Raw genomic sequence first — 12,455 nt, forward strand, 5'->3', positions numbered from 1 at the left:
GCCTGCCCCGGCCCGGCTGCCGGATCCGGTGCGCCACGGCTGCGCAGTCAGCTCTCCCCGGCCCCGGCCCCGGCCCCGGTCATCGCGGCGATCGCCTCGGTGACGGCCTGCTCCACCCGCTCACCGTCGACTCCCGACCGGGTCAGGACACCGTCGCCGTCCTCCTGCTCCAGCAGGGCCAGCAGGACGTGCTCGGTGCCGACGTAGTTGTGCCCCATCCGCAGTGCGTGCCGGAAGGTCAGCTCCAGTGCCTTCTTCGCGGCCGGGTCGAACGGGATGAGGGCGGGCACCGTCGTCGCCCGTTCCGGGAGCGCGGCGACGGCGGTCCCGCGCAGCGCCGTGGTGTCGGTCCCCAGTCCGGTCAGCAGTGCGACGGCCAGCCCCTGCGGCTCGGCGAGCAGCCCGAGGACCAGGTGCGCCGGGGTGATCCGGTCGTTCCCGGCCGTACGGGCCTCGTTCTGCGCGGAGACCACGACGTTGCGCGCCCGCGGGGTGAACCGCTCGAAGCCCTGGGCCATGTTCTCCGGGGCGTCCGGACGGGGGACGAACCGCTTCTGCGCGGCCTGCTTGGAGACCCCCATGCTGCGGCCGATGTCGGTCCACGACGCCCCGGCCCGGCGGGCCCGGTCCACGAAGTGGCCGATCAGGTGGTCGGCGACCTCGCCGAGGTGGTCCCCGGCGAGCACGGCGTCGGAGAGCTGCTCCAACGGGTCCTGGTGGACCGAGGTGATGGCCTGGATGAGGTCGTCGAGGCGGACGGTGCCCCCCAGGGGCGTCGGTGACGTCATGCGTCAACCGTAAGTTGACGACAGTTGTTCGTCAACCTCGGGTTGACGATCATTCGTGTTCGGGCAGCAGGGGCACCTGCAGTCCCTCGTCGTGGCCGAGGCGGCTGGCGCGGCCCACCGAGGCCGAGCCGAACCGGCTCCGGACGGCGTCGAGTGCGGTGTCCAGGGCCGGACCGGCGTGGGCGTCGAGGGGGAGCTCCAGCTGCAGGGCGTCGTCGCGGTCCAGGTTGGTCAGCGACAGGCCGAGCAGGGTGATGCCGCGGGCGTGGATCTCGGGAAGGGCGTCGCTCAGCAGCCGGCGGGCGGCGGAGAGGATCGTCGGCGTGTGCGCGGTCGCGACCGGCAGCGTGTGCGACCGCGTGATCCGGGCGTAGTCGCCGAACCGCACCCGCAGCACGACGGTGCGGCAGACCCGGCCGCCCGTCGCGGCCCCACCCGCGTCACGCGGCCCGGACGTGCCGTCGATGTCGAGGGTCTCGTCCGGCTCGTCGCGGTCGGACCCGCGGGGGCGCGCAGGCGCCGGGCCAGCCGGTCGACGGTCGAGGCCAGGATGCCGTCGAGCTCGGCGTCGGTGCGCGGGCGGCGCCCCAGGGCCCGCTGCGACCCGATCGAGCGGCGTGTCCGGTGCGTGTCCACCGGGCGGGGGTCCCGCAGGTGCGCGAGCGCGTGCAGGTGCCGTCCCGCGGCAGGCCCCAGGTAGGACACGAGCGCGGCCTCGCCGAGCGCGGCGACGTCGGCGACGGTCCGCACGCCCACCTCGTGCAGCCGCCCCGCCGTCACCGCCCCGACGCCCCACAGGCTGCGCACCGGCAGCGGGTGCAGGAACTCCCGCTCCCGCGCCGGGTCGACGACGAGCAGCCCGTCCGGTTTCGACGCCCCACTGGCCACCTTGGCGAGGAACTTGGTGCGGGCCACGCCGACGCTGATCGGCAGCCCCGCCTCCCGGGCCACCCGCTCGCGCAGCCGCGCGGCGATCTCCCGGGGCGTGCCCGCGACCCTCGCCAGACCGCCGACCTCCAGGAACGCCTCGTCGATCGACAGTCCCTCGACCTCCGGGGTCGTGTCGCGGAACAGCGCGAACACCCGGCGGCTCGCCTCGGAGTAGGCCGCCATCCGCGGCGGGACGACGATCGCCTGCGGGCACAGCGCCCGCGCCTGGCGGCCGTTCATGGCCGTCCGCACGCCGTGCGCCTTCGCCTCGTAGCTCGCGGCCAGCACGACACCGCCGCCCACGACCACCGGCCGCCCCCGCAGGCGCGGGTCGTCGCGCTGCTCGACCGACGCGTAGAACGAGTCCAGGTCGGCATGCAGGATGGTGGCCAGGCCGCGCACGAACACATGTTCGCATGCGTCGGGGTCCGCGGCGAGCGGCTGCGGCCCGACGGCTCAGGCGCCCCCGGTCCGGCTGCGCCAGCGTTCCCGGGCCCGGCGTGCGGCCTTGGCCACCGCGGCGTCCGGGTGGTGCTCGCCGAGCGCGGCCAGCACCTCGCCGACCCGCGGGTGGTCCAGCTGCCACACGGCGTCGAACACCTCGAGGGTCTCGGGCGGGAACTCGGCGGCGAACGCGTCCGGCCAGTCCTCGGCGTCGACGGTGTCCAGCGCGACGGCCAGCACGTCGATCGAGGCGGTGAGCAGCAGCTCCGGCTCGACGGCGTCGGCGTCGATCTCGCCGCGCGCGACCAGCCGGCGCGCCACCATGCCGCGGTGCGGGCCGTCGAGGTGGTCGTGCAGCAGGGTGTCGACGACCTCGGCGCCGAAGCGGTCCGCGGCCACGCCGGTCGCGGTGAGGGCGACGAGCAGGGTCTGGCCCGGTGCGAGTGCCGCCGCCACGAACTCGGCCACCGCCCGCGCCGGATCGGGCTGCGCGGCGTGCCAGGCGTCGATGTCGCGGCGCCACTCGTCGGGCGGGACCTCCCCGGCCAGCTCGACGATCTCCGCGGCCGAGGCGACCGCCGGGTCCGGCCGGGTCGGGTAGTGCAGGTCCTCCGCGGCGAGCAGCAGCAGCGCGCACGCGACCCCGCCCGGGGTGAGCTGCACGATCCCGCCGACCCGGACCCCGTCCGCCCCGTCGGGCTCGTGGCGCGACCCGGCCCATTCGACCAACCCGAGCCGCTCCAGCTGCTCCAGCAGCGTCGCGGTCCGGAGCGAGGCGACGTCGGCGTCCCCGTCCGCGTCCTCGGTCCAGTCGAGCAGCACGTCCAGGGCGTGGCGCAGGTCGTCGTGGTCGACACCGTCGTCGACGTGGCGCAGCAGGAACAGCAGGGCCGGGGTCGCGTCCTCCGACGGCGGACCCTCCTCGGCGCGCAGCAGCGCCTCGATCGCCTCGTCGTCGATCTCGCCGGTGAACACCACGTCCGCGTCGGGTGCGGTGTCGTCGACCGGCGCCGGCGCGGCCTCCCGGACGGGCAGGTCCGGGTCCGCGGTGTCCTCGGCGGCGACGTGCGGCCAGCCCGTCGACAGCGCGCCCACCTCGCGGGCGGCGAGCACCAGGTCCTCGTGGGCGGAGGTGTCGTCCAGCCCGGCGAAGCGCGGCACCGCCACCAGCCGACCCGACTCCCGCCGGACGGCGCCGGCGCGCACGCTCGTCTCCAGCACCCAGGTCAGGGTCCGCAGCCGGGTCGAACGGTCGAGGCGGACGACACGGTCCGGCTCGTCGCCGGTGCCGAGCAGACCGACCAGCTCGCGGGCGTCGGCCAGGCGCAGGTTGCCCGTCGCGGTCAGGGACCGGCCGCGCGGGCCGCACCAGCCGGCCAGTGCCCGCGCGTCGTGCAGGATCCGGGCCTGCGCCGCGGACGCCGCCCGGTCGGCGGGCGAGGGGATCCGCACCGGGTCCGGGTCGTCGCCCAGCTCGGTGAGCAGCGGCGACCCGGCCCCGGCCTCCAACTCGTCGTACTCCTCGACGTACTCGCCGCACAGCCGCCGCACCTGCGACGGCCGCGGCGAGCCCGGGGCGAGCAGCCCGCGCTCGTCGAGGAACTCCACGAACGCGGCCACGCTGGCGGGCACCAGCCGCACCGGCAGCCGGTGCTCCAGCACGATGTGCGGGCACCAGCCGTCGAGGAAGGTCTCGACGTGCTCCAGCGGCCAGTCGGCGAGGTCGCCGTCGCCGGCGAGCCACTTGTACTGCAGCAGCAGCTCCGCCGACATCGGTTCGGCGACCACCTCGTTCTCGGTCAGCCACGCCGCGAACCCGTCGAGGAGCTCCTGGGCGGCCGCGTGGAACTCGTCGTCGGAGTCCGGGCCGAACCGCATGCGCATGGCCAGAGTGTGCACGCCCGGCACCGGCCACCACACCCACGGGCGCCGATCGGCGTGTCCGGAGCAGGTCGTGCCGCGGGCGGGCAGGATGGGCCCGGACATGACCACACTGTTCGCCCTGCTGATCGCCGCGACCGCGATGGTCGGCAACACCGTCGCCGCCCTCTGGGAGGCCCGCGGCAGCAGGCTGGCGAAGTACGGGCGCCCGGTGTGGCTGCAGCCGTGGTTCCTGGCCGGGCTGCTCGCCGACGTCGTGGCCTGGGTGCTCACCGTCGCCGCGCTGCGGTACCTGCCGGTCTTCGCGGTGCAGTCGATCCTGGCGGGCGCGATCGCGCTGACCACGCTGGCCGACCACGGCTGGAACCCGTGGAACCTCGTCCGGCGCGACCGGTGGGCGGTCGCCGCGGTGCTGGCCGGGCTGGTCGTGGTCGCCGCGAGCGCCGAGCCGGACCGCCCGGACGCGCTGCCCCCCGTGGCCACCCCGGTCCTGCTGGTGTCGTTCGTGGTGATCCTGGCCGTCGCCCCGTTCGTGTGGCGGGCCGGGCGGCCGATGCTGCTGGCGCTGCTGGCCGGGCTGGGCTTCGGCGGGACCGCGCTGGCCGTCCGCGCGATCCACCCCGGCCCGCTCCGGTGGGAGACCGCGGGCAGCCTGCTGCTCGACCCGTTGGTGTACGGCGTCGTCGCGATGGGGGTGCTCGGGGTGCTGGCCTTCGCCCGCGCCCTGCAGGACGGCGCCGTCGGCCCGGCGACGGCGGTGCTGTCGGTGACCGAGGTGGTCGTGCCCGGTCTCGTCGGGATCGCCCTGCTCGGCGACCGGATCCGGCCCGGCTGGGAGGGGGCGGCGCTGGCCGGGGTCCTCGTCGCGCTCGGCGGGGTGATCGCGCTGACCCGCCCGGACCCGGAGTCGGTCCGCCGCCGCGTGCACTGAGCCGCGGCCCGGGGAACAGCTCCGCCCGGCTGGGGTGTTGCCCCCACATGACGAGCACCCTCACCGCCCACGACGCGTGGCGCGCCGCGCGCGAGCAGACCCTCCGCGAACCGCACGGCTGGCTGTCGCTGACCGCGCTGCACTGGCTCGACGACGGTGACGGTGCCGTCCCCGGGCTGCCCGGGACCTGGCGCGCCGCGGGTCCCGACGAGGTCGCGGTCACCGCCGTCGCGGCCGACGGGGTCGTGCTGCCCGGCGCGACCGGCCCGCTCGACGGCACCGCGCACGTCCGGCCCGTCGACGGCGCCCCCGGCGTGATGGTCGCGGTGGGGGAGCGGGTCGTCGAGATCGCGCGGCGCACCGACTCGTGGGCGCTGCGCGTGCGCGACCCGCAGGCCCTCACCCGGACCGCGTTCACCGGGGTGCCCGCCTGGCCCTACGACCCGGCCGCCGTCGTCGACGCCGTGTTCACCCCCTACGACGCGCCGCGGACGGTGACGGTCGACGCCGTCGTCGCCGGGTTGCAGCACTTCCCGACCGCGGTCGGCGAGGTCGCGTTCACCTGGGCCGGCGCTCCGCAGCGGCTCGTGGCGCTGGCCGGCAAGGACGGCGGCCTGTCGCTGCACTTCCGCGACGCCACCTCCGGGGACACCACCTACGGCGGCGGCCGCATCGTGGCGACCGACGACCCGGCGCCGGACGGGACGCTGGAGGTGGACCTGAACCGGGTGGTGAACCTGCCGTGCGCGTTCACCGCCCACGCCACCTGCCCGCTGCCGCCCGCCGGCAACACCCTGGACGTGCCGGTCGAGGCGGGCGAGCGGACCCCGTCGTCCCCCGGCGCGGCCTGACGGGGCGGACGTCCGGCAGGTCCTGCCCTGCCCGAACCGCCCCGCGCGGGATCGCGGACCTGCCGGCGGCCGGCCGGCCGACGCCGCGACCCCGCGACCCGCTCAGGAGAAGAAGCGCTGGTGGAGGTCGGTCACCAGGAGCGTCAGGAACAGCGCCGAGGAGGAACCGAGCAGCACGTTCGACAGCCACCCGGACCGGCCCGCGGCCGGGATGCGCCGCGAGTTGAGCAGCAGCATCAGGGTGACCGCGAGGAACGGCATGAACACCGAGCCGAGCACCCCGTAGACCAGGGTCAGCCCGAAGGGCCGGTCGATGAACAGCAGCATCATCGGCGGGAAGGTCAGCCAGAGCAGGTAGCCGCGGAAGGGCCGCGACCGCTCGACGACGGTGGAGACGAACGCGCCCTCGCGGCTCCCGCCCGCCGCCTCGCCGTCGGCCGCGACGGTCGCCGTCCCGCCCACGGCGGCCTCGGTGCCGGCGGTCGCGGCGGCCTTCCCGTGCGGCAGGCGCAGCGTGCGGACCAGGTCGGCGAACAGCAGGCTCACGCCGTTCCAGACGCCGAACAGCGAGCTGGAGGTGACCGCGAGGAAGCCGACCAGGAACAGGATGCGGGCCCACTCGCCGTAGCTCGCGCCGAGCGCCTCGCCCAGGGTCAGCAGGCCGCGGTCGTTCTCGGTGAGGTCCTGGCCGAGCAGCATCGTGGAGCCGACGACGAGCATCGCGACGACGAAGACGCCGGTCATTGTGTAACCGACGGCGTTGTCCAGGCGCATCATCGACAGCCAGCCGGTGCCCTTCCAGCCCTTCGCGAACATCCAGTACCCGTAGGCGGCCATGGTGATGGTCCCGCCGACGCCGCCGATCAGGCCGAGGACGTAGACCGTCGACCCGGCGGGCAGCGTCGGGACCAGCCCGGTCGCGAGGTCCCCGAGGTCGGGGGACACCAGCACCGCCACCGACACCACGGACACGAACTTGACCAGCACCAGCACGGTCATGAACTTCTCGAACACGTGGTAGCGCTGCGCCCACACCAGTGCCAGGCCGACGACGCCGGCGATCATCGCCCAGTAGCGCACCGACAGCCCGCCGAACAGCGCGTTGAGCGGCAGCCCGACCGCCGACATCGCGGTGGCCCCGTAGACGAAGCCCCAGATCACGATGTAGGCGGCGAAGAAGCCGGTCGCCCAGCGGCCCAGGTGCCGCCAGCCGTCGAGCAGCGTCGAGCCGGACGCGAGGTGCCAGCGCCCGACACCCTCGCCCAGCGCCAGCTTCAGGACGGTGCCGAGCACCGCGGCCCAGAGCAGCGCCGTGCCGTACTGGGCGCCCGCGACCATCGTCGCGACCAGGTCGCCCGCGCCGACGCCGGTCGCCGCGGCCAGCAGACCGGGGCCCAGGCTGCGGAACCGGGCGCGCCCGGTCGGTGGGATCAGGGGTTCGGACGGGTGTCGCTGCAGTCCGGTGGCGTCGTTGCTCATGCTCGGGCTCCTCGTTGCGCCGGAGGTGGTGACGCGACGGTAGGAGCGCGCCCGGCGCCGCCCGGCGGTTCTTAACCGGGTCTTGGGAGTCTCATCCGTGCAGCTCGCGGTACGCGGCCGCGGCCCCGGGGTGCAGCGGCACGTCGCCGGTGTCGACCAGCGCCGGCTGGTCGAGGTACTGGGTGCCCAGCGCCGAGGCGGGCACGAGGTCGGGGGCACGCTCGACGAGCAGGCGGGCCACGGCGCCGGCGTCGACGTCCGGCAGCCGCGGCGCGGCGACCAGCAGGTTCGCCACCCCGACGGTGGCGACGGGGCCGGGTGCGCCGTACGCCCCGGCGGGGACGGCCGCCGCCGTGTAGGGGCCGGTGCCGAACCGGGCCCGCAGGGCGGGCAGGTGCTCGGCGAGGGGCAGCAGCCGGATCGCCCGGCGTGCCGCGAGCTCCCCGACGGCCGGGGTCGGCACCCCGCCGGACCAGAGGAAGCCGTCGATCCGGCCGTCGGCCAGCGACGCCGTCGCCGTCGCGAGGTCGAGCTCGCGGGCCCGGACCCGGGTGCCGGACACGGCGAGCAACCGGGCCCCGGTCAGGGCGGCGCCGGACCCGGGGGCGCCGAGCGACACCGGCCGGTCGGCGAGGTCGGCGAGCCGGGTGAAGGGCGCGTCGGCCCGCACCGCGAGCTGCAGGTAGTTCTCGTAGACGCGGCCGATCGCGCGCAGCTCCAGCGGCGCGGTGAACGGGGCGGCCCCGGCCCGCGCGGCCAGCACGAGGTCGGTCAGCGCGAGCCCGACGGCCGCCCCGCCGCGGGCGACGAGCACGGCGTTGTCCCGCGACCCGCCGGTGACGACCGGGCGCAGCGCCGGTCCGGCCGCGGCGGCGACCCCGGCGAGCAGCGCGGAGAACTCGGCGTAGAACCCACCCGGCTCGCCGGCGGCCAGCGGCAGCGCGGCGTCCGGGCCGGGGGAGCACGCGGCGAGCAGCCCGAGCAGCCCGAGCCCACCGAGGACCGTGCGCCGGGGGAGCCGGGCGGCCGTGTCCCCCGGGGACGCCGCCCGCGGCCCGGTCACCGCGCCCGCCCCAGGACCAGGGTGGCCAGCAACCCGCCACCCGCGGCGGGGCCCAGGTCGAGGCGCCCGCCGTGCGCCGCGGCGAGCCGGTCGGCGATCGCCAGCCCCAGCCCGGAGCTGCCACCGGCGCCGGGGGAGGCTCCCTGCCAGAACCGCTCCCGGGCCCGGCCGAGGTCGGTCCCGGCGATGCCGGGGCCGTCGTCGGCGACCGAGACCGTGACCCCGTCCGGGCCGCCCGCCCAGCGCACCCGCACCGTCGTGCCCGCCGGGGTGTGCCGGACCGCGTTGTCCAGCAGCACGTCCAGCACCTGTTCCAGGTCGGTGTCCGGCCAGTCGACGTCGGCCCCGTCGTCGGCCCCGTCGTCGGCCCCGTCGTCGGCCGCGTCGTCGGCCGCGTCGTCGGGCCCCCCGTCGAGGCGGCCGGCGCGTCCGTCGAGCACGACCCCGGCGGCGTCGGCGGCCGGGCGCCACGCGTCGACCCGGCCGGCGGCGACCAGCCCGGCGTCGCACCGGGCCGGGTCCGCGGCACCGGCCGCGACCGCCGAGGCCGTCGCCTCCGCGGAGGCCAGCCCGAGCATGCCGTCGAGCAGCCGTTCCAGCCGGTCGACCTCGCCGAGCGTCGAGTCGTAGGCGGCGCGCCCGCCCGGCCCGACGTGCGGGTCCAGGCCGTCCGCGCGCAGCCGCAGCGCCGCGAGCGGGTTGCGGATCTGGTGCGAGGCGTCGGCGACCAGCCGCCGCTGCTCCTCCGCACCGGCCCGCACCGACGCCGACATCCGGTTGAACGACTCGGCGAGCGCACGCAGCTCCACCGGCCCGTCGGACACCGTGATCTGCTCCCCGGCCCGGCCCTGCGCGACGGCCCCGACCCCGCGGGCCAGCGCCCCGACCGGGCGCAGCACCCAGCGGGCGAGCAGCAGCGCGATCGCGGCGAACACCGCCGCGGCGGCCAGCGCCCCGGCCAGCACGAGCACCCACGTCACGGTGACGTCGGACGCGGCCCGCGACGGGTCGGCGCGCAGCAGCACGGCGCCGTCGGCCCTGGTGCCGGTGCCGACCGGCTGCCACAGCAGCACCGGGTCCCGGTCGAACGGGGTGAGCCGGGCGGGCGCGTCGGCGGGCTGGTTGCGCAGTGCCGCGTCGAGCGCCGCGGGCACACCGGGGTCGCCGGGTCCCAGCCCGGCGGACACCACGGTGCGGCGCTGCGCGTCCACGACGAGCACCCCCTCGCCGTACAGCTCGGCGTGCCGGCGGGCGCCGCGGTCCAGGTCGTCGCGCACCGTGTCGTCGCCCCCGGCCACCAGCGCGGCGAGCGCGACGAAGCGGTCCAGGTCGTCGGACCGGGTCAGCGTCCACACCTGGGCCCGCGCGGTGGCGCGCTGGTCGAGCAGGGGGGCGACGAACGCGGCCACGGTCAGCAGGGAGAACAGCGACAGCACCAGCAGCAGGCGGCGGCGCACGCCGTCACCGGCCCAGCCGGAAGCCGAACCCGCGCACCGTCGCGAGCAGCCCGGGCCGGTCGAGCTTGGCGCGCAGCGCGGCGACGTGCACGTCCAGCGACCGGGACGCGGCCATGCTCCCGTCGCCCCACACCTCCTCGAGCACCTGGCGGCGGCTCACCGCGACCCCGGGGCGGCGGGCCAGCGCGGCCAGCACCGCGAACTCCGTCGCGGTCAGCGCGGTCTCGGTGCCGCCGACGGTGACCCGCCGCGCGTCGAGGTCGACGCGCACGTCGTCCGCCTCGACCACCCCGGGGGCCGCCGTCCCGGCCGGGACGCGGCGGGCGACGGCGTCGATCCGGGCCAGCAGCTCGCGCAACCGCACCGGCTTGACCAGGTAGTCGTCGGCGCCCAGGTGCAGGCCGCGGACGACGTCGTGCTCGGCCGAGCGCGCCGTCAGGACGATCACCGGCACCGCCGAGGTCCGGCGCAGGCGGTGAAGCAGGCCCAGGCCGTCGCCGTCGGGCAGGCCCAGGTCGAGCAGCACCAGCTCGGCCTCGCCCAGCAGCTCGGCGGCCTCGGCCGCGGTGGCCGCGTGCAGCACGCCGTGCCCGCGGGCCCGCACGGCGTCGACCACCGCGCCGGCCACGCCCGCGTCGTCCTCGACCACCAGCACCCGCACAGGGCACGAGCTTGCCGCACCGCGCGGCGGTTGCAACCTCCCCGCAACCGGTGTCGCGGATCACGCGTGTGGTGTTCACTCGGCTCCGTTGCCCCGACGACCGCGGCAGGACGGCGAGCGCCGCCCCGGTCGTGGCGAACCGCTCGCAGGAGGTGCCCGTGACCACCACGCAGGAGAAGACGGCGGCACGCACGACCGCGGAGGGCTGGCTCACCGCCTTCGCCGACGCCCTGTCCGCCCGTGACATCGACCGCGCCGTCGCGCTGTTCGCCGACGAGAGCTACTGGCGCGACCTGGTCGCGTTCACCTGGAACATGAAGACCGTCGAGCACCACGACGGCGTCCGCGACCTGCTGACCCACACCCTGGACGCGACCGACCCGTCGCACTGGGAACTGTCGAAGGAGCCGACCGAGGCCGGTGGCGTCACCGACGGGTGGTTCACCTTCGAGACCGCCGTCGGGCGCGGCTCCGGGCACGTCCGCATCGTCGACGGGAAGGCGTGGACCTTCCTCACCACCCTCGACGAGCTCAAGGGGCACGAGGAGCCCCGCGGGGAGAACCGGCCGTTCGGCACCGAGCACGGCGCCAACCCGGACCGGGTCACCTGGAAGGAGCGCCGCGAGGCCGAGCTGGCCGAGCTGGGGCGCACCCGCGACCCCGAGGTCGTGATCATCGGCGGCGGCCAGGGCGGTATCGCGCTGGGCGCCCGGCTGCGCCAGCTCGGCGTCGACACGATCATCGTCGAGCGCAACGAGCGGCCCGGCGACTCGTGGCGCAAGCGCTACAAGAGCCTCGCCCTGCACGACCCGGTCTGGTACGACCACCTGCCGTACCTGAAGTTCCCGGACAACTGGCCGGTGTTCGCGCCGAAGGACAAGATCGGCGACTGGCTGGAGTTCTACACGCGGATCATGGAGCTGAACTACTGGGGCTCCACCACCGCGCGCAGCGCCGAGTTCGACGAGTCGTCCGGCCGATGGAGCGTCGTCGTCGACAAGGCGGGCGAGCAGATCACCCTGCGCCCGCGTCAGCTGGTGATCGCGCTCGGCGTCTCCGGCAAGCCGAACATCCCCGACTTCCCGGGCAGGGAGCAGTTCCGGGGCGAGGTGCAGCACTCGTCGCAGCACCCCGGCCCGGACGCCTACCGGGGCAAGAAGGTCGTGGTCATCGGGTCGAACAACTCCGCGTTCGACATCTGCGGGTCGCTGTGGGAGGTCGGCGCCGACGTCACCATGGTGCAGCGCTCGTCCACCCACATCATCAAGTCCGACACGCTGATGGAGTACGGCCTCGGGGACCTCTACTCCGAGCGCGCGGTCAAGGCGGGCGTCGACACCCACACCGCCGACATGATCTTCGCGTCGCTGCCGTACCGGATCATGCACACCTTCCAGAAGCCCGCCTACGACAAGGCCCGCGAGGTCGACGCGGACTACTACCGGCGGCTGGAGGAGGCCGGGTTCGAGCTGGACTTCGGCGACGACGACTCCGGCCTGTTCATGAAGTACCTGCGCCGGGGCTCGGGCTACTACATCGACGTCGGTGCCGCCGAGCTCGTCGCCGACGGCAAGGTGAAGCTGGTCCGCGGGCAGATGCAGGAGTTCACCGAGAAGGGTGTGCGGCTCGCCGACGGCACCGAGCTCGACGCCGACCTCGTCGTGTTCGCGACCGGCTACCGGTCGATGAACGGCCTCGCCGCCGACATCGTCGGCCAGGACGTCGCGGACAAGGTGGGCAAGGTGTGGGGCCTCGGCTCGGACACGACCAAGGACCCCGGTCCCTGGGAGGGCGAGCAGCGCAACATGTGGAAGCCCACCCAGCAGCAGAACCTGTGGTTCCACGGCGGCAACCTGCACCAGAGCCGGTTCTACTCGCTGTACCTGGCGTTGCAGCTCAAGGCGCGTGAGGCGGGCATCGACACCCCCGTCTACGCGCTGCAGGAGCGCCACCACCTCTCCTGACCGCCG

General features: G+C 75.8%; 11 protein-coding genes. 3 read left to right on the forward strand and 8 right to left on the reverse strand.

The genetic code is table 11. The features are described from left to right. Positions 1 to 47 precede the first annotated feature (47 nt). Genes AC0GKK_RS24520 through AC0GKK_RS24535 form a run of 4 tightly spaced genes read right to left on the reverse strand, consistent with a single transcriptional unit; the run spans position 48 to position 4,148 of the window. A complete protein-coding gene (locus AC0GKK_RS24520; RefSeq protein WP_489882629.1) occupies positions 48 to 788 on the reverse strand; it encodes a Clp protease N-terminal domain-containing protein in 741 nt (246 codons plus the stop codon). 49 nt (positions 789 to 837) lie between these two features. Next, positions 838 to 1,176, reverse strand: a complete 339-nt coding sequence (locus tag AC0GKK_RS24525; protein WP_489882630.1) for a DinB/UmuC family translesion DNA polymerase — start codon at positions 1,174 to 1,176, stop codon at positions 838 to 840. Continuing rightward, positions 1,077 to 2,120, reverse strand: a complete 1,044-nt coding sequence (gene dinB / locus AC0GKK_RS24530; RefSeq protein ID WP_489882631.1) for a DNA polymerase IV — start codon at positions 2,118 to 2,120, stop codon at positions 1,077 to 1,079. Before dinB ends, AC0GKK_RS24525 begins: the two co-directional genes overlap by 100 nt. Positions 2,121 to 2,174: 54 nt before the next feature. Next, positions 2,175 to 4,148 carry a hypothetical protein gene (locus AC0GKK_RS24535; protein ID WP_489882632.1) on the reverse strand — a complete coding sequence of 658 codons (1,974 nt, stop codon included), beginning with the start codon at positions 4,146 to 4,148 and terminating at the stop codon, positions 2,175 to 2,177. Here AC0GKK_RS24535 and AC0GKK_RS24540 point away from each other — a divergent pair. Continuing rightward, the gene (locus AC0GKK_RS24540) at positions 4,147 to 4,974 is read left to right on the forward strand and encodes a hypothetical protein (RefSeq protein WP_489882633.1); all 828 of its coding nucleotides are present in this window, start codon (positions 4,147 to 4,149) and stop codon (positions 4,972 to 4,974) included. The two genes, AC0GKK_RS24535 and AC0GKK_RS24540, sit on opposite strands and share 2 nt — an antisense overlap. Before the next feature lie 47 nt (positions 4,975 to 5,021). Next, on the forward strand, positions 5,022 to 5,825 hold the full coding sequence (locus tag AC0GKK_RS24545; RefSeq protein WP_224402059.1) for a DUF1684 domain-containing protein: 804 nt from the start codon (positions 5,022 to 5,024) through the stop codon (positions 5,823 to 5,825). 102 nt (positions 5,826 to 5,927) lie between these two features. Here AC0GKK_RS24545 and AC0GKK_RS24550 read toward each other — a convergent pair whose 3' ends face one another. From AC0GKK_RS24550 to AC0GKK_RS24565, 4 genes are all read right to left on the reverse strand, one after another. After that, positions 5,928 to 7,304, reverse strand: coding sequence for an Nramp family divalent metal transporter (locus tag AC0GKK_RS24550; RefSeq protein WP_489882634.1), 1,377 nt, complete (start codon positions 7,302 to 7,304; stop codon positions 5,928 to 5,930). A 91-nt stretch (positions 7,305 to 7,395) separates the two neighbouring features. Beyond that, complete coding sequence (locus AC0GKK_RS24555; protein WP_489882635.1) at positions 7,396 to 8,367, reverse strand: TAXI family TRAP transporter solute-binding subunit; 972 nt, start codon at positions 8,365 to 8,367, stop codon at positions 7,396 to 7,398. After that, on the reverse strand, positions 8,364 to 9,824 hold the full coding sequence (locus AC0GKK_RS24560; RefSeq protein WP_489882636.1) for a sensor histidine kinase: 1,461 nt from the start codon (positions 9,822 to 9,824) through the stop codon (positions 8,364 to 8,366). Before AC0GKK_RS24560 ends, AC0GKK_RS24555 begins: the two co-directional genes overlap by 4 nt. A gap of 4 nt (positions 9,825 to 9,828) precedes the next feature. Next, on the reverse strand, positions 9,829 to 10,485 hold the full coding sequence (locus AC0GKK_RS24565) for a response regulator transcription factor (RefSeq protein ID WP_208821864.1): 657 nt from the start codon (positions 10,483 to 10,485) through the stop codon (positions 9,829 to 9,831). Positions 10,486 to 10,643: 158 nt separating this feature from the next. Here AC0GKK_RS24565 and AC0GKK_RS24570 point away from each other — a divergent pair, with 158 nt between their 5' ends. Beyond that, entirely contained in the window at positions 10,644 to 12,449 is a 1,806-nt protein-coding gene (locus AC0GKK_RS24570; protein WP_489882637.1) for an NAD(P)/FAD-dependent oxidoreductase, read from the forward strand. The last annotated feature ends 6 nt before the right edge of the window (positions 12,450 to 12,455 follow it).

The organism is Pseudonocardia sp. P-1 (genome assembly GCF_058111925.1).